This is a genomic window from Pedobacter aquatilis (genome assembly GCF_032678405.1).
Lineage (GTDB): Bacteria > Bacteroidota > Bacteroidia > Sphingobacteriales > Sphingobacteriaceae > Pedobacter > Pedobacter aquatilis_A.
In genome coordinates this window covers 321,754-347,159 of sequence record NZ_JAVTSJ010000005.1, presented here as the reverse complement: position 1 = coordinate 347,159, position 25,406 = coordinate 321,754, and the positions used below count along the sequence as shown (strand labels likewise).

The 25,406-nt window shown below is 37.7% G+C and carries 24 protein-coding genes and 1 pseudogene; 8 read left to right on the top strand and 17 right to left on the bottom strand.

Translation table 11 applies throughout. The features are described from left to right. The first annotated feature begins 170 nt into the window (after positions 1–170). Positions 171–1,019, top strand: a complete 849-nt coding sequence (locus R2R71_RS15250) for a DUF6882 domain-containing protein (RefSeq protein WP_316832141.1) — start codon at positions 171–173, stop codon at positions 1,017–1,019. 71 nt (positions 1,020–1,090) lie between these two features. Here R2R71_RS15250 and dnaJ read toward each other — a convergent pair whose 3' ends face one another. The 6 genes from dnaJ to R2R71_RS15220 form a co-directional block, all read right to left on the bottom strand. Further along, positions 1,091–2,248 (bottom strand): molecular chaperone DnaJ, encoded by a 1,158-nt coding sequence (dnaJ, locus tag R2R71_RS15245; protein WP_316832140.1) that lies wholly within the window; start codon positions 2,246–2,248, stop codon positions 1,091–1,093. A gap of 90 nt (positions 2,249–2,338) precedes the next feature. After that, a complete protein-coding gene (locus R2R71_RS15240; RefSeq protein ID WP_316832139.1) occupies positions 2,339–2,878 on the bottom strand; it encodes a nucleotide exchange factor GrpE in 540 nt (179 codons plus the stop codon). Positions 2,879–3,114: 236 nt separating this feature from the next. Next, on the bottom strand, positions 3,115–3,798 hold the full coding sequence (locus R2R71_RS15235) for a cell division ATP-binding protein FtsE (protein WP_316832138.1): 684 nt from the start codon (positions 3,796–3,798) through the stop codon (positions 3,115–3,117). A 1-nt stretch (position 3,799) separates the two neighbouring features. Continuing rightward, positions 3,800–4,003, bottom strand: a complete 204-nt coding sequence (locus tag R2R71_RS15230) for a hypothetical protein (protein ID WP_056092385.1) — start codon at positions 4,001–4,003, stop codon at positions 3,800–3,802. 39 nt (positions 4,004–4,042) lie between these two features. Continuing rightward, positions 4,043–5,956 (bottom strand): gliding motility-associated C-terminal domain-containing protein, encoded by a 1,914-nt coding sequence (locus R2R71_RS15225; protein ID WP_316832137.1) that lies wholly within the window; start codon positions 5,954–5,956, stop codon positions 4,043–4,045. Positions 5,957–6,023: 67 nt separating this feature from the next. Then, positions 6,024–7,037: an acyl-CoA reductase gene (locus R2R71_RS15220; protein WP_316832136.1), complete on the bottom strand. Its 1,014-nt coding sequence runs from the start codon at positions 7,035–7,037 to the stop codon at positions 6,024–6,026. Between the two features lie 79 nt (positions 7,038–7,116). Here R2R71_RS15220 and R2R71_RS15215 point away from each other — a divergent pair, with 79 nt between their 5' ends. After that, positions 7,117–7,467, top strand: coding sequence for a 4Fe-4S dicluster domain-containing protein (locus tag R2R71_RS15215; RefSeq protein WP_316832135.1), 351 nt, complete (start codon positions 7,117–7,119; stop codon positions 7,465–7,467). Between the two features lie 61 nt (positions 7,468–7,528). On the opposite strand, the pseudogene R2R71_RS15210 reads toward R2R71_RS15215, so the two are convergent. Both R2R71_RS15210 and R2R71_RS15205 read right to left on the bottom strand, forming a co-directional pair. Next, positions 7,529–8,779: pseudogene (locus R2R71_RS15210) on the bottom strand (serine hydrolase domain-containing protein). A 10-nt stretch (positions 8,780–8,789) separates the two neighbouring features. After that, the gene (locus R2R71_RS15205) at positions 8,790–9,242 is read right to left on the bottom strand and encodes a universal stress protein (RefSeq protein ID WP_316832134.1); all 453 of its coding nucleotides are present in this window, start codon (positions 9,240–9,242) and stop codon (positions 8,790–8,792) included. Between the two features lie 110 nt (positions 9,243–9,352). On the opposite strand from R2R71_RS15205, the gene R2R71_RS15200 reads away from it, so the two are divergent. Further along, positions 9,353–10,138 (top strand): NlpC/P60 family protein, encoded by a 786-nt coding sequence (locus R2R71_RS15200; protein ID WP_316832133.1) that lies wholly within the window; start codon positions 9,353–9,355, stop codon positions 10,136–10,138. A 3-nt stretch (positions 10,139–10,141) separates the two neighbouring features. On the opposite strand, the gene R2R71_RS15195 is transcribed toward R2R71_RS15200, so the two are convergent. The 9 genes from R2R71_RS15195 to hisG all read right to left on the bottom strand — a co-directional run bounded on the left by R2R71_RS15195 (position 10,142) and on the right by hisG (position 18,856). Next, on the bottom strand, positions 10,142–11,038 hold the full coding sequence (locus R2R71_RS15195) for a WD40 repeat domain-containing protein (RefSeq protein WP_316832132.1): 897 nt from the start codon (positions 11,036–11,038) through the stop codon (positions 10,142–10,144). An 81-nt stretch (positions 11,039–11,119) separates the two neighbouring features. After that, positions 11,120–11,722, bottom strand: a complete 603-nt coding sequence (gene hisIE / locus R2R71_RS15190) for a bifunctional phosphoribosyl-AMP cyclohydrolase/phosphoribosyl-ATP diphosphatase HisIE (RefSeq protein WP_316832131.1) — start codon at positions 11,720–11,722, stop codon at positions 11,120–11,122. A gap of 86 nt (positions 11,723–11,808) precedes the next feature. After that, on the bottom strand, positions 11,809–12,564 hold the full coding sequence (gene hisF, locus R2R71_RS15185) for an imidazole glycerol phosphate synthase subunit HisF (RefSeq protein ID WP_316832130.1): 756 nt from the start codon (positions 12,562–12,564) through the stop codon (positions 11,809–11,811). A gap of 92 nt (positions 12,565–12,656) precedes the next feature. Then, positions 12,657–13,406 (bottom strand): 1-(5-phosphoribosyl)-5-[(5-phosphoribosylamino)methylideneamino]imidazole-4-carboxamide isomerase, encoded by a 750-nt coding sequence (gene hisA, locus R2R71_RS15180; protein WP_316832129.1) that lies wholly within the window; start codon positions 13,404–13,406, stop codon positions 12,657–12,659. Between the two features lies 1 nt (position 13,407). Then, on the bottom strand, positions 13,408–14,001 hold the full coding sequence (gene hisH, locus R2R71_RS15175) for an imidazole glycerol phosphate synthase subunit HisH (RefSeq protein WP_316832128.1): 594 nt from the start codon (positions 13,999–14,001) through the stop codon (positions 13,408–13,410). 409 nt (positions 14,002–14,410) lie between these two features. Further along, positions 14,411–15,544 carry a bifunctional histidinol-phosphatase/imidazoleglycerol-phosphate dehydratase HisB gene (hisB, locus tag R2R71_RS15170; RefSeq protein ID WP_316832127.1) on the bottom strand — a complete coding sequence of 378 codons (1,134 nt, stop codon included), beginning with the start codon at positions 15,542–15,544 and terminating at the stop codon, positions 14,411–14,413. A 3-nt stretch (positions 15,545–15,547) separates the two neighbouring features. After that, positions 15,548–16,588, bottom strand: coding sequence for a histidinol-phosphate transaminase (gene hisC, locus R2R71_RS15165; protein ID WP_316832126.1), 1,041 nt, complete (start codon positions 16,586–16,588; stop codon positions 15,548–15,550). Between the two features lie 61 nt (positions 16,589–16,649). Further along, positions 16,650–17,945, bottom strand: coding sequence for a histidinol dehydrogenase (gene hisD, locus R2R71_RS15160; protein ID WP_316832125.1), 1,296 nt, complete (start codon positions 17,943–17,945; stop codon positions 16,650–16,652). A gap of 59 nt (positions 17,946–18,004) precedes the next feature. Next, positions 18,005–18,856, bottom strand: a complete 852-nt coding sequence (gene hisG / locus R2R71_RS15155; RefSeq protein WP_316832124.1) for an ATP phosphoribosyltransferase — start codon at positions 18,854–18,856, stop codon at positions 18,005–18,007. 276 nt (positions 18,857–19,132) lie between these two features. Between hisG and R2R71_RS15150 the strand changes: the two genes are divergently transcribed. From R2R71_RS15150 to R2R71_RS15130, 5 genes are all read left to right on the top strand, one after another. Further along, positions 19,133–20,695: a L,D-transpeptidase family protein gene (locus R2R71_RS15150; RefSeq protein WP_316832123.1), complete on the top strand. Its 1,563-nt coding sequence runs from the start codon at positions 19,133–19,135 to the stop codon at positions 20,693–20,695. Between the two features lie 17 nt (positions 20,696–20,712). Continuing rightward, complete coding sequence (locus tag R2R71_RS15145; protein ID WP_316832122.1) at positions 20,713–21,117, top strand: hypothetical protein; 405 nt, start codon at positions 20,713–20,715, stop codon at positions 21,115–21,117. A gap of 66 nt (positions 21,118–21,183) precedes the next feature. Next, entirely contained in the window at positions 21,184–22,014 is an 831-nt protein-coding gene (locus tag R2R71_RS15140; protein ID WP_316832121.1) for a TlpA disulfide reductase family protein, read from the top strand. Positions 22,015–22,069: 55 nt separating this feature from the next. Further along, a complete protein-coding gene (locus R2R71_RS15135; protein WP_316832120.1) occupies positions 22,070–24,109 on the top strand; it encodes a BatA domain-containing protein in 2,040 nt (679 codons plus the stop codon). Beyond that, positions 24,106–25,362, top strand: a complete 1,257-nt coding sequence (locus tag R2R71_RS15130) for a dihydroorotase (protein ID WP_316832119.1) — start codon at positions 24,106–24,108, stop codon at positions 25,360–25,362. Before R2R71_RS15135 ends, R2R71_RS15130 begins: the two co-directional genes overlap by 4 nt. Positions 25,363–25,406: the final 44 nt, after the last annotated feature.

Here is a 25,406-nt window from a genome sequence, read left to right as displayed (position 1 = left end):
GTTTTCTTTTGTAAAAGGCTGTTTGTCAGCTTTTTATACTTGTGGTTTTGTATTTTATCATTTAAAAATTATTTTCATTTCCCTTTAACTGGCAACTATGGCTCGCTAAACGGGAAAAATTACACTTAAATAGATTCGTAATATTCAACATTGTTTTAATTTAATTGGATATGCTGCAACAAGTAAAAAATGTTAATCAAAGTAGTTTAGCAGGGAGTTACACAGAAACTGATAACCTACGCGTTGGCTACAATGCCTTGGTAAACCAGGTAATTCCGGCCAAAATGAACTTTTTAAGGAAATTTTTCGCACGTCCGGAAGTTGAAGCCAAGCCTGCAAAGGTTGTTTCAATGAAATATCCTCAGTTCTGTAAATCGGAACAGGAGCTTATTGAACGTTTTGGAGGGATTGCTTTTGATAAGCAGCTTGATGTTGCCCAAATTATTGGCGATAATAGCTGGAGTCTTGATATGGTTAATTGCGAAATTAATTTTGGTGATGATTTAGTCTTTCCGTTTCAGATTTTAGGTTCTTACTCACGTTCATCGCAAAGCTGGTTATGGGCCTGGGCAAATACACAGGCAGAAATGGCAAATGATTCTCTAGAACATGCCTTTAAACTTAAGAAATATGGTGAAGAGAATAATATCGACTTTTTAAAAATCGATCACTTCGAAGCTTCTAATATTGATTTACACCTAATCGGCTTAACTGCCTCGGGCATGATGAATGCCAGCGGCTACTATATTGCCGATTACGGAAAAGGTGCAATGGTTTTCACTTTAAAAAGTGATGCTATTGAGAAAATTTCGAAAAATAAACACGAACGTATTTTAAGCGTTTTCCCTCAGTTAATTTCTGATTTTGATGTTGACCATAAACTTGCTTTAAAGTATTATCTTGAAGCGAAAGGTTACTTTACTAAAGTAGAACGACACAAAATAACAGGTATAAAAGGTTATAATAAAATTACTGCCGAATTTGATAAAGATAATTTATTAACCAAATTAAATGGCTAGTAGCCAATATGAGAAAATAAAAAAACCGATGTGAAAGCATCGGTTTTTTTATTTAATGATTCTGAGCTGTTTTACTCAAAGTATTCTTTCATTCTGTCGAAAAAGCTTTTTTCATTTTTACCAGGTTGTGGTTTAAAATTAGCTGATTCACGTAATTTTTCTAAAATACTGCGTTCTTCGCTGCTCAAAGCTTTAGGTGTCCATACATTAACATGGATAATTTCATCACCCCTGTGGTAAGAATTTACTTCTGGTAAGCCTTTTCCTTTTAAGCGTAAAAGTTTACCACTTTGTGTTCCCGGATCGATTTTTATTTTTGCTTTACCATCAATTGTAGGCACTTCAATACTAATTCCTAAAGCGGCATCAGCAAAACTCAAATGTAAATCGTAAACGATATTATTTCCTTCACGTTTTAAAGTGTCATGAGGAATTTCTTCAATAAGAATAATTAAATCGCCCGGAATGCCTCCATTAGGTGCTGCATTTCCTTTACCGCTCATGCTTAATTGCATGCCTTCGCTTACCCCAGCAGGGATATTGATGGTTATGGTTTCTTCACCGCGTACAACACCATCACCATGGCAAACATTACATTTAGCCGTAATTTGTTGTCCGCTACCGTTACAGGTAGGGCAGGTAGATGCTGTTTGCATTTGCCCTAAAATGGTATTGGTAACCCGGCGAACTTGCCCACTGCCACCGCAGGTTCCACAAGTACTTACTGATGATTTATCTTTTGCACCAGTTCCGTCGCAGGTTTTGCAAGAGATAAGCTTATTAACCTTAATTTTCTTTTCTGCACCGTGTGCAATTTCTTCAAGGGTTAATTTAACCTTAATTCGAAGGTTAGAACCTTTTGCCACACGACGGCCACCTCGTTGCTGGCCACCACCTCCACCAAAAAAGCTTTCGAAAGGATTATGTCCACCGAAAATATCTCCAAAATTACTGAAGATATCGTCCATGTTCATGCCTCCACCGTAACCTCCGGAGGCACTACTACCCACACCTGCATGACCAAACTGATCATAGCGTTGTTTTTTCTCCGGATTGCTTAATATTTCGTATGCTTCTGCAGCCTCTTTAAACATATCTTCAGCTTCTTTATCTCCAGGATTTTTATCCGGGTGATATTTGATAGCCATTTTACGATACGCTTTTTTAATCTCGTCGGCAGTGGCGCTTTTGGTAACGCCTAACACATCATAATAATCTCTTTTACTCATCTTCTTTTTAAAATGATTTAATTTTGAATGATTGAATTAGAGAATGTACTAAACATCCAATCACTCACTCATTTTATCATTTATTAATTTTTACGCTCCAACTACAACTTTAGCAAAGCGAATCACATTATCATTTAAGGTATAACCTTTTTCTACTTCGTCGATTACTTTTCCTTTAAGCTCATCAGTTGGTGCTGGGATATTGGTAATCGCTTCGTGAAAATCTGTATCAAAAGGTTGATTAATGCTTTCAACATCTTTTAAACCTTTTTGAGCCAGGGTGTTTTTTAATTTGTTGCTAACCAGAACAATACCTTCTTTTACAGGAGCAACTTCAGTTGCATTTTCCATTGCTTTTAACGCTCTGTCGAAATCATCAAGCACGGGTAATAATGAAACAATAACATCTTTACCAGCAGTTTGAAGCAATTCTACACGCTCTTTTTGCGTACGACGCTTATAATTGTCGAATTCAGCATATAAGCGTAAATATTTATCATTAAGTTGTTGAACTTCAGCTTGTAGTTTTTCTTCGGCAGTTTGTTCTTCTGTTTGTTCGCCAGTTTCTTGAGCATCAGTGTTTTCAACATTTTCTGGTGTTGAATTTTCTGATGAATTTTCAGTATTCATTATATTTTCCTCTGTATCGTTATTTTTCTTCTTATTAAACATAATATTATGCTGATTTTTTTGTGTCAATCTCAACTATTTTGCCATTAACGTAAATCAGCCAAGCTGGCAGACTTATGTTAAATTATCTGAACAGACTGACAGGAGATTGCAGGTTGCAGATTTTGTACGACTATTTTGGCAGAAAGCAAAATAGCTTCAGATGATGTTTTGCTAATTGTTATTTGTAAATCAGTTTATGCGATTTGCGCATCTTCATGTACTATTCCACTTTCACATTTAATAATACGCGATGGGAAAGTCCTGATGATATGATAATCGTGTGTGGCCATTAAAACCGCTGTACCGTTCTGGCTAATTTGCTTTAACAGGGTTACAATTTCTTCAGATGTTTCAGGGTCGAGATTTCCGGTAGGTTCATCTGCCAGAATAATTTCAGGGTCGTTGAGTAAGGCTCTTGCTATCACAATCCTTTGTTGCTCTCCACCAGAAATTTCGTGCGGCATTTTCTTGATTTTTGAACGCAAACCAACTTTGTCTAAAACATCCTTAATGCGTTCGTTAATTAGGTTTTCGTCTTTCCAACCCGTAGCTTTCAAAACAAATTCGAGGTTCTTTTCAATCGTACGGTCGGTTAATAACTGGAAATCTTGAAAAACAACGCCGAGTTTACGACGTAAGAAAGGAACCTGTGCTTCTTTTAAGTCTTTTAAATCGAAGCCTGCAATGTTACCGTTACCGCTTCCGATGTGTAAATCGCCATATAAAATTTTAAGCAAACTACTTTTACCCGAACCTGTTTGTCCGATTAAAAAAACAAACTCACCTTTTTCTATATGTAAATTTACATTCGAGAGTACTAAGTGTTTTTGTTGAAAAACATCAACATTGCTTAAATGAATTACTGCGTTTTCTGCCATTTTATATCTCTAATTTCGCAATTTGCCCGAAAGGCAAATCTTTTACCATTTTCATTATATCGTCTAATTTATCACCTAAACCTAATTTATCAAGAGATTTATCCGGTCTGTCTACGCGGAAATAGGCAAGTAAGGTAAACTTGTCATCTCTGAGCTGAACATAATCGGGAATTTTGGCGATGCCTTTTACTTTAATGATGTACATTGTGTCCAAAAATAGCTATTTAAGCTGAAAGCTGAAAGATTATCGTGTCAAGAAAATCCATCCCGAAAACATTTCAAAGTCTTCGTTAAAATAAATGGTGTAGTAATAGGTGCCGACTGGCAAATCTTTACCTTCAAATTTTCCATCCCAGGGTTTGTAAATGCCATTCACCTGGTAAAGCAGGCTCCCTGTTCTGTTTACTATTCTAACTTTCGCGTTGGGAAATGCATCTAAAGCGGGAATAATCCAGGTATCGTTAATTCCATCACCATTAGGAGAGAACGAATTTGGGATAACAATTTTCGGGTATACTTTTACAAAAACATCATCCGTACTATTCAGGCACCCTGAATTAGATTCAGCATGTAGGGTATAGGTTATATCAAAGGGTGGCGTTGCGATGGGGTTTAGTTTTCTAGGATCATCTAAATAATCTGATGGCGTCCAATAGTAGGTCACATTATCACCTGAAACTTTTCCATTTAGCGTAACTGACTGACCATTTAAAGTTTTAAGATCTGCACCGGCATCGGCAACAGCATTTTTAATGATGTTTACTACAATTGTAGCAGTTGCCGAACAGCCCCCGTTTGATACAGTAACGGTGTAAGTGGTGGTTTCTTTGGGCGTAGCGATTGGGTTTGCAATATCAGCGGCTGATAATCCATCGGCTGGTAACCATTTATAAGTTGTTCCGCCTGAAGCGAATAATTGAACAGGGTTATTTTCACATTTAGTAACAGAATTTATAACATTGAGATTAATGGGCGCTAAAACCTGAACAGTAGTGGAGGAAGAATTTGTACAGCCGTTTAAGGTTGCAATAACAGTATAGACACCGGCCATACTTAACTGCGCATTATTGATTACTGGCGATTTATCCGTTGAGGTAAAGCCATTAGGTCCTGTCCAGCTAAAAGTTGTCCCTTCTGTTGCGGAGAGCTGAATGTTTGCCCCGATACATACAGGGCCATTATTGCCTGCAACTGTATTTGGTTTTGCGTTTTCAGTAATGATTAGTGGAGTAGAAGCTACCCTACAGTTTACAGATGCAATATTTTGTCTTTCTGCGGCAACTAGTCTATACTGGTAGGTTCCTGCTACTGCGTTATTAAAATTTACGGTTGTTTGTGTCGTATTTTGACCTGGGATGTCAGTCCAGGCTGTACCATTATTTACCTGCCATTGAAAAACAGGGTCAGTATATCCCGAAGAAACATTTGCATTTAAGGTATAGCTCGCCGTTGTACCTTCACATATTGATACGTTGGCGGAAGTATTATTGATAGTTGATGTTATAACAGGGCCGCAAGCTCTGAAAGTAATATCATCTAATGCGATGTCGTTTCCATTGCCACCAGGTCCGTTATTGGTTATTTTTAAAACTAAATCAGTTTGTGCGGTTGTTGTGAATGTCGTTGCATATTTTACCCAGTTTGGCGAAGGACCGTCAGGAATATCACCTGTGTTGTACGATTTTAAAATGGTACCGGAACTGGTTTCAATGGTAAAGGTTATGTTAGGCTTTATCCCAGAGTAGTTTAATAAATTGACAATCCATGCGGCAAACTCATAGGTAGTGCCGGGACATAGATTTGGAATTGTTGTTTGATAGAAGATTCCTGGGCTATTCGATGCATTTACAACCATCATATAACCATTTGGATCACTAATGGTATGATTTGAGATTTGATGCCAGCCTGTTCCTCCCGTATGCATACCGTTTGTACTTTTAGTAATTGTATACTGCCCATCATTAGGTGTACCTGCAACATATTGGTAGTTAGTTGTTCCAGTAGCAAGCGCAGAGCCAAAGTTGCCGCTTCCTGAACCGAAATTAATATTAATCACGGGATCACCAAGAGCACCAGTACAAACCTGTTGTGCAGAAACATTGTTCAGTATAAATAATAAGAGTACTAACAGCAGCAGGCTCTTAATTTGATAGCGCATTTAAGTGGGATATATTAAGTACAATATCTCAATAAAAACCGAAATATTGAACCGTTTCTACTTAAACTTATAAACTGTTTAAAAATTCGATGGTATTAACATTATCTGCATAGTCCCAGAGTTTTGGATGCTGGCTTTCGCCAAATTTAAAAGTTTTCATTTTTAACGGAATATTGCTTACAACGCATTGAATTTGTTCTTCTTTTGATTTCAACTTTTCTTCGATAGCACTAATGTCAGTATATTCTTCAAAGAAAAGTACGGCAAGCAGGGATGCAATGTTTTCATCCTCTTTGATCAATAAAAAGCCGTTGTCGAAATGTTTAACCGCATTTACCAGATAGATTGACTTGTTATAATCATAATTATTCTGGTACTTAAAATGATTTATTAAGGGGTGATAACTTTCAATACCTCCATAAAATTTACCAATATCATACCCTTTTGGGAAGTAAATTTTAGAAACATTCCGGCATCCTAAGCCGAAATAATCAAATACATCGGCACCTAAATTTTTTAGGTCATCAGCCGATTCTGAACCATCCAAAACCGCTACGCTGTTTCTGTTTTTTCTGATAATGTTCGGAACTTTGCTAAAGTAATAGTCGAAATATCTAGAGGAATTATTGCTTCCCGTAGCGATGACTGCATCAAAGTCTTTCAAACGTTCAACGTACACAATTCTATTCTCAAATCCAGCTTCAATAGTTATAAGCTCACTAAGTACAGCCTTAATTAATTTATCGTCTGATGAGGATAATTTGATCAGTGCGGTATTTCCGGTAGCTAAAACACTTAAAACATCGTGTAAACCTACCAGTGGGATATTTCCTGCCAATATCAGTCCTACCTTTTTCGGCGAAGAATTAAACTTAACCGACTGAAACCATGTTTCAATATCACCGGGGTTAAGCATGTCAGAAAAAGAAATTACAGCTTTATTAATATTATCAATTGTGAACCATGCATTACTGCTTTCGGCACCATAAATTGCATTTCCTAGTATGTCAGTGGGGTTACTTAGCTTTTGACCTAACTTTTTGAAGGCGATTATTACTTTATCCTGAGTTAATGCTGACATATTTAGAATTATTATTAATTGATTATATCTTATATTTGCTGCTGCAAAGGTAAACTAAGCAAAAGAATTAGACGAAGACATGGCAATTAAAATAACAGATGAATGTATAAATTGTGGAGCATGCGAACCGGAATGCCCTAATAATGCAATTTATGATGCCGGTACTGCATGGCGTTTTTCTGACGGAACAAGTTTAGAAGGCGTTATAGATTTTGGTAATCAACAAATCGAAGCTGATGCCTCGCAGGAAGCGGTTTCTGATGAAGTTTATTATATCGTATCGGATAAATGTACCGAATGTAAAGGATTTCATGATGAACCACAATGTGCGGCTGTTTGTCCCGTAGATTGTTGTGTGGATGATGAGGATATTCGTGAAACTGAAGATGAACTATTAGCTAAAAAAGCCTGGTTACATCAGGAGAATTAATATAAAGGCTAAATCATTATAGAAGAAAGTCCCGGCTTAAACCGGGACTTTTTTTATACAATTAATTTACGGCTTTGTAAATAATAGATTTGAACTGATCTGATAATTCGCCGTGAGAAAAAGGCCACTGCTGAATATAAATCTGGGCTACAATTTTCTTTTTGGGGTCTACAAAATAACTCGAGCCAAAAAAACCTCCCCAGCTGTAAGAGCCAACGCTCTGACCAAGTTTTTTACTGCCTTTTTCGGTCACTAACTCAAAGCCCAAACCGAACGTATTATCTGTAAAGGGGATTTTTTCAATCTGGCTGGAAGTCATAAGGTTAACACTATTCTCAGAAAGAATTCTTTTCCCGTTGTAAGTACCTCCATTAAGCAGCATTTGTAAGAAGATACCATAATCTTTCGAAGTTGATACAAGGCCTGCACCACCTGCAAAATAGCCATTGTCATTAATAGGGTAATTAATGGTTGCTCCAGGAAAAGTACCGTCTTTCCAAGGTTTTACCTAATGTGTTTCAGGGTCTTCTGTATAAACTGTTGCCAGCCGAACCTGTTTTTCTTTTGGTAACGCAAAGTAGGTATCATTCATTCCTAAGGGTAGAAAAATATGTTCTTTAAAGAAGGTGTCTAAGTTTTTGCCAGAAAGCACCTCAACCAGTCGTCCCAGCACATCGATACTTAAGCTGTAGTGCCAGCTTTCGCCGGGTTGATTAGCCAAAGGTAATTTACCCAGTTTATTTATGTCTGTTTCCAGTAGTTTTTTATGGGTAACAAAGCCAGCTTCAACTCCGGCTTTAGCATAAATTGCGTTCATTTCGGGCGTTCCAATTTGGGCATAACCTAAACCAGAAGTATGTGTGAATAACTCACGGATGGTAATTTCGTGTGTTGCAGGTTTTGTCGTATAGCTTGAATCAGAAGGGTTAAACTTATCCAGAACTGTTGGGTTACTAAATGCAGGTATGTATTTTGAAACAGGATCGTCTAACTTAAATTTCCCTTCATCGAACAAAATCATCATCGCCGTGCATGTTACTGCTTTTGTTTGGGAGGCAATTTTTAAAATGTCGTCTGTTTTGAAAGGACGGCTTAAGTTATTTCCAAAAGCCCGATCATATACAACTTTTCCATCAATAGAAATACTTGCTGTTATTCCCTTTATCCAGCCGTTGTTCAGGTATTGTTTAAACAGATTATCGATTTTAGTTTTATCCGTCGTAGAAAAGACTGGTGCTTTTAAAACGGTTTGAGCACAAGAAACAAAACTTAAAAAAACAAATAGAACCTGGATATAAATCAGCTTTCTCATATTAATAGCACTAATCTATATCGCTTTTATTCGGGATAATTAAAACCGGGCAGGCCGATTTTCGGGCTACATGTTCGGCAACACTTCCCATTAAAAAATGATAGAGGCCTGTTCTGCCATAAGTTCCGATTACAATTAAATCAGAACCCCATTCATCTGATTGTTGGATAATGCCATGAGCTGCGGTATCTACAACACTCAGATAAGTGGTTTTTGTTCCGTTTGCGAATTTATGCTCCATTTCTTTAAGCAAGATATGGCTGTTTTCCTCACTGTTATCGTAGGTTTCCAGAAAGACAGGTGCCAAGGTTAAATCAGGATTTACATTCGCCGGTATAGGTTCGATAATATTTACCAGCGCAACTTCAGCATTAAACTTCTCGGCAATTTCGTAACCTGCTTTAGCTGCTTTTTCTGAGCAGGTGCTATTATCAACAGCTATTAATATTTTTTTAAAGTTCATGGTGAGCAGTTTTAAATGTTATCATCATAAAAATAACAAATTTGCTCGCAAAATGTTAGCAGCCCAATGTAATTTATTAGTTTTAAGGCATAATTTAAGAGCACACAAGAATGGAAAATCAATACGGTATTTGCAGGGTAGCAATTGCACCTTTAAGGGCCGATGCATCAGACAGAGCTGAAATTGTATCGCAGTTATTATTCGGCGATCATGTTGAAGTTATCCAGAAGGATGAACGCTGGTGGCTGGTACAAAATGGTTACGATGGCTATGAAGGCTGGCTTGATTTTAAGCAACTCGCTTCAATTTCTCAGGAAGAATTTGCCGCTATGCACGATTGCAGACTATTTGCGCCTTTAAATTATAACAATGTTTTAAAAGCTGCTGATGGTAGTTTATATCATTTGAGTTCGGGCAGTAATTTACCTTTTTATAAAGATGGTTTTTGTTACGTAGGCGAAGAAAAATTCGAAGTTACCTTTGAACCCTATAACAGTGAGTTGGCGAATTTTGAAAAGGATATAATACCAACAGCAAAGTTCTTTCAGAATATACCTTACTTATGGGGAGGTAGAAATATTTTCGGTTTAGATTGTTCTGGTTTTACCCAGACGGTATTTAAGCTATTAAATATTAAGTTAAACCGTGATGCATCACAACAAGCTGAACAAGGAGAATTGGTTGGTTTCCTGGCAGAATGTAGGGCCGGTGATGTAGCTTTTTTCGATAATGCTGAAGGTAAAATTACCCATGTAGGCATTATGTTGAATCCAAATGAAATTATCCACGCATCAGGCAAAGTTAGAATTGATCCGATTGATGATCAGGGGATTTTTAGTAAGGAATTAGGAAAGTATACCCACAAATTAAGAATTATCAAACGTTTTGTGGCATAGATTTTATTCCACCTCCCAAACCATCACTTTCTTGTCATCTCCTGTGGAGATCAGGTATTTACCATCATTGCTCCACATTAATTTGTTGATAGAGTGGGTATGGCCAATTCCTGCTTTCTCTATACTCAATATTTTGTAGAGTTTGAAGTTTTCCGCATCCCAGATTTTAATACTTTTATCCTGGCTGCTGGTAGCAAAGTAGGGCAGGGTTGGATGAAATGCGATATCGTAGATGGTAAACATATGTGCAGGCACGGTTTGAAGTAATTCGTAATTGGGCAAACTCCACATTTTTAACTGTGCATCGCGTGCACCGCTGATCAGGTATTTTCCTGTTGGGTGGTAAGCCAATGAAGTAACCGGTAAGGTGTGGCCTTCCAGATTTTGTTTCAGGCTGTAATCGTCCAGATTGTATATCTTAATCAGGTGATCTTTACACCCAAAGGCAATTTCTTTTTCATCAGGAAAAATGGCAATGGCCCTCACAGTTTGATAAGATCCCTGAAAACGATAGATTTCAGAAAAATCATTGAGCGACCATACAGCAACTGTTCCGTCTTCACCTGTGGTTAGCAGCTCGTTTTTGCTTTTAACTGTTTGAATATTGAATATTGGTTTGGTATGCGCACTTATCCGGGAGATAACTTTTTCCTCCCTCAAATCGTAAACACTGAAAGCTCCGCTGCGTTCGCCAATGAAAAGCTGGTTATTATAGTAGTGAAGGTAATAAACCGAGCTTTGGACAGGCATTTTTACCTTTACAAAAGCCATGCTTTCAAGCGACCATTCTACCACGCCTTTATCATTGCCTGCACTAAAGAAAGTTTCAGGCTGGTCTGAATTGGCTAATGCATAAATGGGATTTTGGTGACCCGAAAGGGTTTTGTGGTGTTTAAGCATATTTTCAGCTGAAAGCTAAAAGCCAAAGAATTAAAGCGGAATCACAATTGTACTTTTCGCTTTAAGCTTTCGCCTCTAGGCTTATTTATGTCTACTTTCTAATTTTTTTGCAATATCCTGAATAGATAATCCTTTTTCCTTTAGAAGGAACAGCAAGTGAAAAACTAAATCTGATGCCTCGCCAATCAGTTCCTCTTCCGTTTCTGCCAAAGCAGCTATAACAGTTTCAACACCTTCTTCACCAACTTTCTGCGCAATTTTATTTAACCCCTTGCCTCGCATTTTATTGATGTAGGAGCCTTCAACGGGATTTTCGTAGCGATCGGTAATGATGTTTTCGAGCTCGAAAATAAAGTTCTGGTTAAAATCTGTTTTAAAACAACTGCGACTACCAGTGTGGCAGGTTGGACCAACAGCATCTGCTTTAATTAAAATGGTATCGTTATCGCAGTCTGTATAAAGTTCTTTTACATAGAGAAAATTATTGCTGGTTTCGCCCTTGGTCCAAAGGCGGTTTTTAGTACGCGAAAAGAATGTTACTTTGCCTTCAGCCTGCGTTTTTTCCAATGCTTCGGCATTCATGTAGCCTAACATTAAAACTTCCAAGGTTTTATAATCCTGGATGATTACAGGAAGTAAGCCCTCTGTTTTTTCCCAATCGAGGGAGTTTATATCAATATTCATTTTTATATTGTTTCCGTCATTACGAGGCACGAAGCAATCTAATTATTGAAGAGATTGCTTCGTGCCTCGCAATGACGAGTGTATTATTATATCCTGACAGGAATGCCGTTACTTTTCAATTCCTGTTTTAAATCCGGGATCAGAATTTCACCATAATGAAATACCGATGCGGCCAATGCAGCATCAACATTGGCTTTTTGGAAAACTTCAGTGAAATGTTCCATACTGCCGGCACCACCTGATGCAATGATCGGAATATTAATCATTTGATTCACTTTGCTTAATAAACCACAGTCGAAACCAGCCTTTGTGCCATCATGGTCCATAGAAGTCAAAAGGATTTCTCCTGCGCCTAAATCTTCGGCCTGTTTAATCCAGTTTTCGGTTTCCAGTTCAGTAATGAGTCGTCCTCCGTTGAGGTGAACCATGTTCCTGCCATCAACATGTTTAGTATCTACGGCCAAAACTACAAACTGAACACCAAAGGCTTTTGCAAGTTCTTCAATCAGTTTTGGGTTTCTTACTGCAGCTGAATTGATACTGATTTTATCTGCACCTGCATTTAAAAGTGCTTCTGCGTCAGCAATTTCGGTTATCCCTCCACCAATGGTAAAAGGAATATTTAATTGGCGTGCCACTGCCTTTACCATTTCGATCATGGTTTTCCGGCGTTCGTGTGTGGCCGTAATATCTAAGAAAACCAACTCATCGGCACCTTGTTGTGCGTATTGAGCTGCTAATTCTACGGGGTCGCCTGCATCGCGTAAATCGACAAAGTTTACACCTTTTACGGTGCGGCCGTCTTTAACGTCTAGACAAGGGATAATACGTTTTGATAACATTTGTTTAGTTTGGTTGTCATGCTGAGGCACGAAGCATCTGTTTCATTGCTTACAGATCCTTCATTCTTCAGGATGACATCAGTATTTAAAGGTTATATACTACTCAACATCTTCAGATTCCATTCTTTCACTTGCTCAATCGTGATCCTGTTTTCATAGATTGCTTTTCCTACGACTACACTTCTGATCGGATATTTAGCTAGTTCATGAATATCGTCCATTGAACTCACACCACCAGATGCAATCAATTTGATCATTGGTGAGTGCTCCAATAGCTTTTTATACAGTTCAACTGCAGCACCACCCAGTTTTCCGTCTTTGCTGATATCGGTACATAAGAAACGGAAAAAACCTAAAGACAGGCATTTATCAACATAATCCATTAATTTGATTGGAGAACTTTCCATCCAGCCAGAATATTTAATCACCTCATCTAATACATCAATGGCAATTACGATACGGTTGGCATAGTCGTCTTTTTTTGCAAAGGCTTCGCTTAATTGCTGCAGGAAATCAGGGTTTGTAATGGCTTGCGTACCCACAATAACACGGTGTATTCCAGCATCCAGCAAATTAGTAACTTGTTCAATGGTTCGAATACCACCCCCATACTGAACTTTCATTTCCGTTTTTTTAATGATTTCGAAAAGTGATTTCTGGTTGCTGAAATCGCCTTTGGCGCCATTTAAATCAATAATGTGGATGAAATCGGTACCATTTGATTGGTATTTCTCTATCATGTCGGCAATAGAAACATCGTATTCAGTTTTCTGGTTGTAGTCGCCTTCACGCAGGCGAACAACCTTACCATCCAAAATATCAATAGCAGGAATTATGTACATTTTATAAGCTTAAGTTTGAAAAATTTTTTAATATCTGTTCGCCAGCTTTTCCCGATTTCTCCGGATGAAACTGAACGCCATAAAAGTTGTCTTTTTGCACTGCTGCTGAAAACTTTAATCCATAATCAGCCGATGCGATGTCAAAAATAGGGTTATATTCAATAAAGTACGAATGAACAAAGTAAAATTGTGTATTATCTTCAACACCGTTAAATAGGCTATTGTTTTTAATGTTAATGGCATTCCATCCCATGTGCGGTATTTTGATATTCAACGACTTATCAAATTTTTTGGTCTTTACCGGCACAACGGCCAATAGTTCTGCATCGCCTTCTTCTGAGTGTTCAGTAATGAGTTGCATCCCTACACATATACCGAGCACTGGTTTTTCTAATGCTTTAATGGCTTTCACCAATCCGGTTTGCTTCAGTTTGTCCATCGCTGCACCGGCATGTCCAACACCGGGTATGATAATGTGACTGAATTTTTCCAGGTCACTTTCGACGTTAACCATACCATAATGAAGGTTTAAACGCTCCAATGCTGCGGTCAATGAAAAAATGTTTCCTGCGCCATAATTTACTATTCCGATCATATTAGTGTTGAGTATTAGTATCAGGTATCAAGATAAGATTCTTTTTATTTTAAAAGGTTTGAAAATGAATGTCAGTTTTTCAATGGTGCTGTAGTCCCGCTATTTGTTACAAGTTTTTTTACTTCTGTCATGCTGAGGCACGAAGCATCTGTTTTATCGGTTTCAGATGCTTCGTACCTCAGCATGACAGTTTATGTAAGGTTGGTGCTAAGTAAAAAACTTTTCACTGCTATCGGGTTTATTTAACAATGTTCAGTATTTCAAAGGGTTCGTCATTTCGACTGTAGCGTAGCGAAATGGAGAGATCTTTGAACTTTACCTAATCCAGTTACAAAGATTTCTCCGCTTCGGTCGAAATGACGATGTAATTATTTGAATTTTTTCCATCATCCATTTTCTCTTTTACATCCTACAAAAGCCCCTTCGTGCTCGGCAACACCATTTTTTCTGCATCACGCTTTATCGCCATTTTAATTGCTTTAGCAAAGGCTTTAAAGATCGCTTCAATTTTATGATGTTCATTATCGCCCTCGGCTTTAATGTTTAAATTACATTTTGCAGCGTCGCTGAACGATTTAAAGAAGTGATAGAACATTTCTGTAGGCATATCGCCAACTTTCTCTCGTTTAAAGTCGGCATCCCATACAATCCAGTTTCTACCACCAAAGTCAATCGCTACCTGCGCTAAACAGTCGTCCATTGGCAGGCAGAAGCCATAACGTTCAATACCGAGTTTATTACCCAAGCCTTTAGCAAAGGCCTCTCCAAGTGCAATTCCGGTATCTTCAATGGTGTGGTGTTCATCAATGTGTAAATCACCTTTGGCAATAATTTCGAGATCTACACTTCCATGTCGGGCAATCTGGTCAAGCATGTGGTCGAAGAAGTTTAAACCAGTTTCGATCTTAGCTTTACCGGTACCATCTAAATCCAGATTGATTGTGATGTCGGTTTCATTGGTTTTACGGACATGGTTAATTTTTCTGCTCCCTGCTTTAAGCAAATTGTAGATGTCTTCCCATTTTTGAGTTTCGAGAATAATGACGTCGAGCAAAGTTTCATGTTTGTCTAAAGCTTCAGCAGAACCAAGTGCATCATTTTGGCGAAGAAAGATGGCTTTAGCGCCTAAATTTTTCGCCAGGATTACATCATTTAAGCGGTCGCCTATGACGTAAGAATTTTTTAAATCGTAATCGCTGCTGAAGTATTTTGTTAGTAAAGCAGTGCCAGGCTTGCGGGTAGGTGCCTTGTCTTTTGCAAAAGTTCTGTCGATTACAATCTCACTAAAGTTCACACCTTCACCTGCAAAAGTATCGAGCATGAAGTTGTGGATTGGCCAGAAATTTTCTTCAGGGTTTGATGGTGTTCCCAACCCATCCTGATTGGTAACCATCACCAGTTCATAATCCATTTCGTTTGCAATTTTCGAAAGGTAATAAAGCGAACGTGGATAAAATTTCAGCTTTGCAAAACTGTCAACCTGTTCGTCATCTGGTTCAATATTTAAGGTTCCGTCGCGGTCAATAAATAGTACTTTTTTCATCGCTTAGAAATTTTTTAGAATGGTTAATAGTTTGTCGTTTTCTTCTTCTGTGCCAACCGTAATTCGTAAACAGCCTTCGCATAATGTTACCTTCGAACGGTCGCGGACAATGATACCTTCATCAACTAAAGTGTCGTAAATTTTTGTTGCATCTGTTACTTCGGCTAATATAAAATTTGCATCCGATGGATAAACTTTTGTGACGATATTCAGGCTATTTAAATCGATAGACAGGCGTTCTCTTTCTGCTACTGATTCTTTAATCCAGGTGTTAACCTGTGCAATGTTTTTTAAAGCTTCAAAAGCTAAATCTTGTGTAGCCTGGTTGATGTTATATGGAGGTTTAATTTTGTTTAAAATATCGATTACTTTTCTCGAAGAAAATGCCATTCCCAAACGTAATGCAGCAAGTCCCCAGGCCTTAGAAAAAGTTTGTAAAACGACTAAGTTTGCATACTCAGTTAGCTCCTGAATAAAGGTCTTTTGTCGGGCGTAATTTATGTAAGCTTCATCAACTACAACGATGCCGTTAAAGTTGTTTAAAATGGTTTCAATATCTTCACGGTTTATTGAATTTCCGGTGGGATTATTTGGTGAGCAAATGAAGATTAACTTGGTGTTTTTATCAATCGTTTCTGCAATCTTTTCCATGTCTAACTGGAAGCTGGGAAGCAGGCTAACTTTGCGGATTTCTACATCATTAATATTAGCAGAAACTTCATACATTCCATAGGTTGGAGGGAGTACAATTACATTGTCTTTTCCAGGGTTACAAAATGCACGGAAAAGCAGGTCGATTGCTTCATCACTTCCGTTTCCTAAAAAAGTATTTTCAATAGGTACACCCTTAATTTTACTAATCGCATCTTTTAAATCCAGCTGTAATGGATCGGGATAGCGGTTGTAATTCGCGGGTAGGGGAGAACCATAGCTGTTCTCATTGGCATCCAGAAACACTGATGCCTGTCCTTTAAACTCATCTCTTGCGGTAGAATAAGGTTTAAGGTTTTTTATATTTTCTCTAACTAAGTCGTTAATATCCATTTTATGAGGTGAAAGGTGAAAGGTGAAAGCTGAAAGGGATCGGCATGATGCCATAAACCTTTTACTTTAGGTCTTCCACAGTGTTTAATCTAATTGTAACTGCATTTTTGTGGGCCTCTAAGCCTTCGGCTGCGGCAAGTATTTCTACGGTTTTACCGATGTTCTTTAAGCCTTCGGGTGATAAATGCTGAAAAGTGATCTTTTTTAAAAAGGCATCTGTAGATACGCCCGAATAAGCCTTTGCAAAACCGCTTGTTGGCAAGGTATGGTTCGTTCCGGAGGCATAATCACCGGCACTTTCCGGGGTTAAATTTCCTAAGAAAACAGAACCTGCATTTGCTATTTGAGGGATAAGTGTTTCGAAATCAGTTGTAGCCAATATCAAATGCTCGGGTGCATATTCGTTTGAAAAGGCCATTGCAGCATTTAAATCGTTGACTAATAATGCGTAAGAGTTCTCTATGGCTTTTGCTGCTATTTGGGCTCTAGGTAGTTCTTTTAACTGGTTATCAATTTCTTGAATAGTATCAGCTATTATTTGATTTGAGGTAGCTACTAAAATAGCCTGACTATCAACTCCATGTTCAGCTTGTGCGAGTAGGTCGGCGGCCACATATGACGGATTGGCAGTTTCATCGGCAATGACCAAAACTTCCGAGGGACCAGCCGGCATATCAATTGCGACCTTGTTTTGTACCATTGTTTTTGCAGTGGTAACATAACGATTTCCAGGGCCGAATATCTTGTATACCTGTGGTACAGTTTCCGTTCCAAAAGCCATTGCCGCTACGGCCTGCGCACCTCCGATCAGGTAGATTTTTTCAATGCCCAAAAGAACTGCACAATATGCCAGGTAGCAATTTGTTTTACCATCGCTTTGTGGAGGAGAGCAAACAACTATTTCTTTACAACCCGCGATAATTGCAGGTGTTGCAAGCATTATAAAAGTACTTGGCAAAACTGCGGTCCCGCCTGGAATATACAGACCAACTTTTTCTATCGCTCTCGATTCTCGCCAGCAAATAACCCCTGGCATGGTTTCCACTTTATCTTCTTTTTTTAGCTGCGAAAGATGAAAAGCTTTAATGTTTTGGTAAGCTGTTTCTATTGCTTTTTTTGCTTCAGCAGGAATAGAGGAGGCAATTGTTTTTAATTCCTCTGCATCTAAATAAAGTTTTTGTAATTCAACTTTATCAAAGTCTTTGGCGAAATTAAATAACGATTTATCACCATCATTTTTTACCGTTTTAATGATGCTTTCAACCCGTTCTTCAATCAATTTATCGTCTTCAATCTGTCGTGAACACAGTTCTTGAATTTTTGATTTAGATAAATCCTTATAATTATAGATTTTCAATGTCTTATAATTTAAAATTAACTAATAGTTAATGTGTTTTTTGGTGATTTATGCTCTTTTTAGGTGATAATTTTCTCAATTGGCATCACTAAAATACCTTCTGCGCCCGCTGCTTTTAGGCTGTTAATTTTATCCCAGAAATCTTCTTCGGCAATCACAGAATGAACGGCAACCCAATCAGGTTCGAATAGTGGAACTACGGTTGGACTTTTAACACCCGGTAATAAATCTACAACTTTTTGTAGGTTGTCTTTTGATACATTTAATACCACATATTTATTAGATTTTGCACTGAGTACTGAGCGGATTCTTTGAAGTAATTCTGCAACTTCAGGGTTATCTAATATTGATTTATTTCCGATTAATACAGCCTCCGATTGCATGACATCTGCGAAAGGTTTCAGTCCGTTGCTCTTTAAAGTTCCGCCAGTAGAAACGATGTCAAAAATAGCATCACTTAAACCTAAACCTGGACCAATTTCCACCGAACCGGAGATGGTTCTGATGTCTGATTTTATGCCTTTTTCGGTTAAGAATTTTTCAAGAATAACAGGGTAAGAAGTGGCAATTGCCTTGCCATTTAAGTCTTCCAGTTTTTGGATTTCACTACCCGTTTGTACTGCGATTTTTAATGTGCATTTTCCAAAACCTAAACGTTGTAAATATTCTACATTAGCCCTGGTTTCGGTAATCACATTTTCACCAACAATACCTAAATCGGCAATGCCATCCTGAACGTATTCAGGAATATCATCATCACGTAAGAAAAGGATTTCCAGAGGGAAATTTTGAACAGTTGATATTAAAGAGCTTTTGTAGTTTTCGAAAGAAAGACCACAGTTTTTTAATATTTCTACAGATTTTTCGTTTAACCTACCCGATTTCTGGATAGCAATTTTAAGTGTTTTCAAAGTATTGAATAAAGAATGAACAAGAAATAATTTTACGGAAAAAAAGTTTTGAAGTACAAAACAAACATATATCATCGCCTACTGGCGATGGTGTAAATGTAAGTGATGGTTCAAAGTTAAATTCATAAATTATTTATGCCAGTATCAATACTTTAGCTGATAAGCGCTGGCAAATATAATGTTTGAAACCGGAAAACAAAAAAAAATGGCACTTAATTTGTCCTTATGCTGTTTTACGTTGCAATATTCCTTACTTTGTATTAAATTATTTACGTGTTGAAGAATTCTCGCTTTCTGTTAATCCCTGTTATATTATGTGTTTCTGCTTGTGGTTGGTTTAAATCGCCACCGGAAATTGGGAAAGTTTTGGCTGAACATTTTCAGAATAAAATTTATAAAGATTTTGATACTGTTGCCTACGACAGTGTTTTTGTGAAAACACTGGATAGCCTGTCGGATAGTTTTATTAACCCAAAAACCATAAAAGCCTTCTATAAATCAAAAAATAACGAACCTAAACTGGTAACGAAGTTTTATATAGATGGTGAATTGGATTCGCTTGTAAATTATTTAAATGCCAGCACGAGACATGGTTTTAATCCCGAAATTTTTAAAACTAAAGAGCTAAATGAGTTGCTTCAAGAGCTAGGCTCGAATAAATTTCAGAAAGTTGATGAAGCTTATCCGGTAATCGCTAAGCTCGAAATTTTAAGTGCAAACGCTTATCTTAATTATACCAACTTCCTGAAGTTTGGTGTGGTAAATCCACGCAATATTTTCTCAAGGTATTACATCAAAGTTAAGCGCCCGGATAGTGTTGGAATGTCTAACTTACTTGCTTCAGAAAATCTTGCTGATACCCTGAAATCGGTTCAGCCAAAATCGGCACAATACAAGGGTTTACAGGCCGCTTATTTAAATGCAAACTCGGCTGATGAAAAGCGGATTTTATTGTTAAACATGGAGCGCTTCCGCTGGCAAATGCCAGAGACTGGCGACAACTATGTTCAGGTAAATATTCCCGATTTTAAACTCACATGGTTTGACAAACAGGATACGGTAATATCGATGAAAGTTTGTGTTGGTGGCAAGCGTGAAAATGGCTACGAAGAAAAGATGAAAGCTTTTGCCAAATCAGGTAACCTGGATGATAAACCTAAGAACCATGAAACGCCTCTATTGTTCAGTAAAATTAATTCGATACAGGCAAACCCGATTTGGAATATTCCGGTAAGTATTGCCCAGAGTGAAATTTACTGGATGGCCCGTAAAGACCGTTATTATTTATCGAACAGTAATATCAATGTATATTATAAAGATAAGTTAATCGGCGAGCCTGATACCATCAACTGGAATAAATACTCAAGAGATAAATTACCTTTCAAGTTTAAACAAGGCTCGGGTGGCGGAAATGCTTTGGGTAAATTCAAATTTATTTTTGATAATAGCTCAAGCATCTATTTGCATGATACCAACAATAAGAACGGTTTTAATTTAACGAACAGGGCAATTAGTCATGGATGTGTTCGCATTGAAAAACCACTCGAGTTTGCTGAGAAATTATTAAATGATAAATACACTTACGACAGGTTGAGGGTAGAAGTAGATTTGATGCCTGTTGATACGACTCACATGAATTGGTATCGCAAGCGTATGGCTAAAAAGGCCGATACTTTGAAATCTTTCCAGTTAAAGCCAGCGTGGTTTGGCCCTAAAAAATCGGTTCCGCTGTTGATTACCTACTTTACTGCATGGCCGCAAAACGATAAAATAGTATATCGTCCGGATGTTTATGACATGGATGAAAAACTTTGGGTGGCCATGAAAAAGTTTAGATAGAATTGTAGATTTGCACGATGCAGCAACCCCCAACTTTTAATCACCAGGCTGATCTTGTTAACAGTGCCATCCGGTTTATCAACGCATGGTTCAAACAATCTAAATTAATAACACTGGAACTAAACGATTTTTTTATCCTACCGAAAGGAAAAGTTATAGGTAAGGATGTGGTTATCGGCAGATTGAAAGGCATCTTTGGTCAATCGGATGAGTATGTTGGCGGAAGATACGACATCATAGATGTTAATTTCGAATTGCTGAATGATGGTAAAGGGATGGGGTTTGTTGAAGGGGTTGCAGGTTATCGCGATGTTGTTCAAAAGCAAACCAAAATTGTTAGCGGCCCTTTTAAGCTTTATTTTGCATTACAGGATGATACCTGGAAAATCGTAAACATCGAGTTTCCGGGTTTTAAATATTAGTTTAACTATTTTTTTAGTTTTTAATATTTTTTTTCGTAGCTTTCTACTCATTAACCTCCCTTAAATATGAGAAAGCTACATATCGCCTTACTGTCAATCGCAATTTTTATTGTTTCCTGTAATTCAAATCCTAAAACGGATAAAATCAAAAAGGATTCAGTTAGCGTTAAAAACACTGAGAAGGTCGATTCTAAAGTCGGTTTACCCGAATTTTCGCTGACTTCGATAACTTCAAATTTTAGTGCTTACTGGATTTATCATTGCTACAACGTAAAATTATACCGCAATTTTTTGGCTACCAATGAAAATGACAAACCGATAAAGAAAGAAGACTTCCTGCTGAAACTGACCAAAGGAAAATTCCTGCCCCTGTTAATCCATTCATCAAATGATACGCCACATTATAAGCTTGCTAAAATTCCAGCAGGAATAGCAAAAGAAGTAGGAGCCGTTATTGCAGCTTATGCTAAAACACAACTGGGCTATTTTAAAATGGAAGGAAAGCCCGTGCCGAGGTTTAATTTTAAAGATGTTAATGGCATCAGCTACTCATCAGAAAATACAAAGGGCAAAATTTTAATGTTTAAATGCTGGTTTATCGGTTGTGTGGCTTGTGTAAAAGAAATGCCTGAATTAAATGAGATGGTTGAAGCATATAAAACACGAAAAGATATATTGTTTGTAAGCCTTGCCAGCGACGATAAAAAACCGCTACAGAATTTTTTAACCAAAACCACGTTTGATTATGCCGTTGTTCCCAATCAGGAGAATTATATGTTAAATAAACTTGGTGTAAACATATTTCCAACACATCTTCTGATTGATAAAAAAGGAAACATCGTGAAAATTGTTCAGGATGCCGACGAAGCCAGAGAAGTATTGGAAAGCATTCTTTAAGTTTGTTACGATAGGAATTCGCCGCTTTACATTATTTTTCTATCTTTGATTTTTAATGAATTTCCTTTATCCGGGCTTTCTTTTCGCACTATTATCGGTTGCAATTCCGGTTATTATTCATTTATTCAATTTCCGAAAATTTAAAAAGGTTTATTTCTCTAATGTTCAGCTTTTAAAAGAAGTAGAACAGCAAAATTCATCAAAGGAAAAGCTAAAAAACCTGCTTATTCTTTTCTCAAGGATTTTAGCCTTAATCTTTTTGGTGCTTGCCTTTGCACAACCCTACATCCCTTTAAATAACCAGAAAACAACCTCTTTAAACAATACGATTAGTATTTATATCGATAATTCGAGCAGTATGGAGGCGGTTAATAAAGATGGCAGCCTGCTTGATGAAGCCAAAAGGAGGGCAAAAGAACTGATTAAAGGATTTGGTATTAACGATCGCTTCCAGTTGTTAACAAACGATTTTGAAGGTAAGCACCAGCGTTTATTGAGTGCAGAGGCTTTCCTGAAAGCACTTGATGATGTTAAAATTTCACCCGCTAACCGAAATCTTCAGCAGATTTTAAACCGGCAGAACAATATATTTACCGGCACTGCAAATAAATACAGTTTCCTCATTAGCGATTTTCAGAAGAATATCATCACCAATAAAAAACTGGAAACCAGTCCTGATATTCAATATGCTTTTCTAAAACTTAATGCAACCACACTGCCAAATGTGGCGGTAGATAGCGTCTGGACATTATCACCAAATCACCAGCCCGGAGCAAACGAGAAATTTGTTGTGCAGGTTAAAAATTATTCGGAGGAGGATGCCGTTAATGTTCCACTTAAACTCACCATTAATAACCAGCAGAAGGGTTTAAGCGCAGTAACTATCCCTGCGGGGAAAATAAAAAGAGATACCCTTAATTTTTCGGGATTAATGCCCGGCTGGCAAAAAGGGGTAATTAGCATAAAGGATTTTCCCGTTACTTTCGATGATTCACTGAATTTTAGTTTCAAGGTCGATTCGAGTTTGCCGGTGTTAAGTATCAACGGAAGTAATGCCGGTAACTACATCAAAGCACTTTTCGCTGCTGATAACTATTACAAGCTAACCGAAAATGCTGAAAGTAATGTGAATTACAATGGTTTCGCAAATTATGGGTTAATCGTACTTAACGGCCTTAAAAATCCTTCTAGTGGATTGGCGCAGCAACTAAAAACATACTTAAAAACAGGTGGTACGGTCGTGATATTTCCCGATTTAGATGCAGATATTAACACCTATAATTCTTTTTTAAGTGGTCTTTCACTTCCAGCTATTCAAAGTCTGAATACATTAGCGAGCAAGGTCGATCAGATTGATTTACAAAATCCCATCTTCAAAGCCGTTTTTGAAGAAATACCCAAAAACCTGGATTTACCAACAGCCAACAGGTTTTTTTCCTTTGTTGAAAGCAATAGTGCAAGCAAGGAAAGTATTTTAAGTTTTTCCGGCGGAAAAAGCTTTTTCTCGAAATATGGTGTAGGCAATGGCCAGGTTTATTTGACGGCAACGGGTTTAAATGAAAAAGATGGGAATTTGCCTCGCCATCCTGTTTTTGTACCCCTAATGTACCGTTTGGCTTTAAGCAGCGGTAATGAAAGTGCACTTTATGCAACTATTGGTAATGACGTAGTGCTAACAGCAAGCTATATCACCATCGGTAAAAACCAGACCTTAAAACTTAGTGCAAAGAATTTTGAAGCCATACCGGAAGTAAGGCAAACAGAAGGTAAGACAAGCATTTATATTGCCGACCAAATAAAAACCTCAGGTTTTTACAATTTAAATCTTGCCGATTCTTTGCTGGCGGTATATAGCTTTAATAACGGAAGGTCTGAGTCTGATATGCATTATTTAAGTAAAAGTGAGCTTGAAAACCTGGCGGGAAAAAGTAACTTAAAAATTTATGATACCGATAAAGATGCCGTTAAATTAGTTGCCGGAGCGAATAAAATCGGACAAACATTATGGAAACTTTGTCTAATTTTGTCGCTGATTTTTATTGCAGCAGAAATTTTGCTCATCCGATTTTTTAACAACACAAAAAGAACAATATGAATCTCCTTGTAAAACAGGTAATTATTTCCGATCCGCAGAGTAAGTTTAATAAACAACAATGCGATGTCAGGGTAATTGATGGGAAAATTAAAAACATTGGCAATTTATCGCCCGAAAAAAATGAAACTGTTTTTGATGGACAGGGTGCAATACTTTCTCCGGGTTTTTTCGATTTAAATTGCGCTGCGGGCGATCCGGGATTTGAAACCAAGGAAGACATACAAACGCTAATAGAAACGGCTAAGGCCGGTGGGTTTACCGGAGTGGCATTGCTGCCGCAAACAAATCCTGTAGTTCAGTCAAAATCGCAGGTAGAATACATCATCAATAAAGCAAAAAACAACCTTGTAGATGTTTACCCGGTAGGGGCAATCAGCCAGAACCGCGAGGCGAAAGAACTTGCAGAGCTTTTTGATATGCAACAGGCAGGAGCTGTAGCCTTTTCTGATGGTGATAAGGCTTTACAAGATGACGGTTTTATGAGTCGTGCCTTGCAATATGCCAAAGGCTTTGATGCACTCTTGATGGTTTACCCTGAAAATAAATCAATTGCCGGAAAATCACAGATAAACGAAAGCAAAAATTCAGTACTTCTGGGTATGAAAGGACTTCCGGCACTTGCCGAAGAAATGCATATTGCAAGGGATATCTTTCTGGCTTCTTACAACGAAACAAAAATCCACATCAGTAATATTTCAACAGCTGGTGCAGTAGCCTTAATTCGCAAAGCGAAAAAAGATGGCGTACAGGTTTCGTGTGATGTTACTGCCCATCACCTCGTTTTTACTGAAGAACTTCTAGTCGATTTTGATAGCAATTATAAGGTAAAACCTCCATTACGCAGCAAAAGTGATGTCAAGGCTTTAATAGCAGGTTTAAAAGATGGAACCATTGATGCAATTACTTCGCAGCATCGCCCTGAAGAAATCGAATTTAAGAATGTAGAGTTTGAAATCGCCCATTATGGTATTATTGCGCTACAAACTGTTCTTCCATTATTGCTCAAAGCTGGGCTTGATGAAAACCTGATTACAGAGAAATTAGCGATTAATCCACGCAAATTACTAAATTTAGCTGTTCCGGTAATAGCAGAAGGTGAGGAGGCAAACTTTACAGTTTACGCGGCTGATCAGAAATGGATGTATGATTCGGCATCAAATCAATCTAAATCGGAAAATAATCCTTTATTAGGTAAAGAACTTACCGGAAAAGTAGCTTTGGTTTATAATAATAATCAATATCAGGAAAGCTAAAAGCAAAAGACTAAAGCTATCCAAGGTCTTAATACTTAAACTAC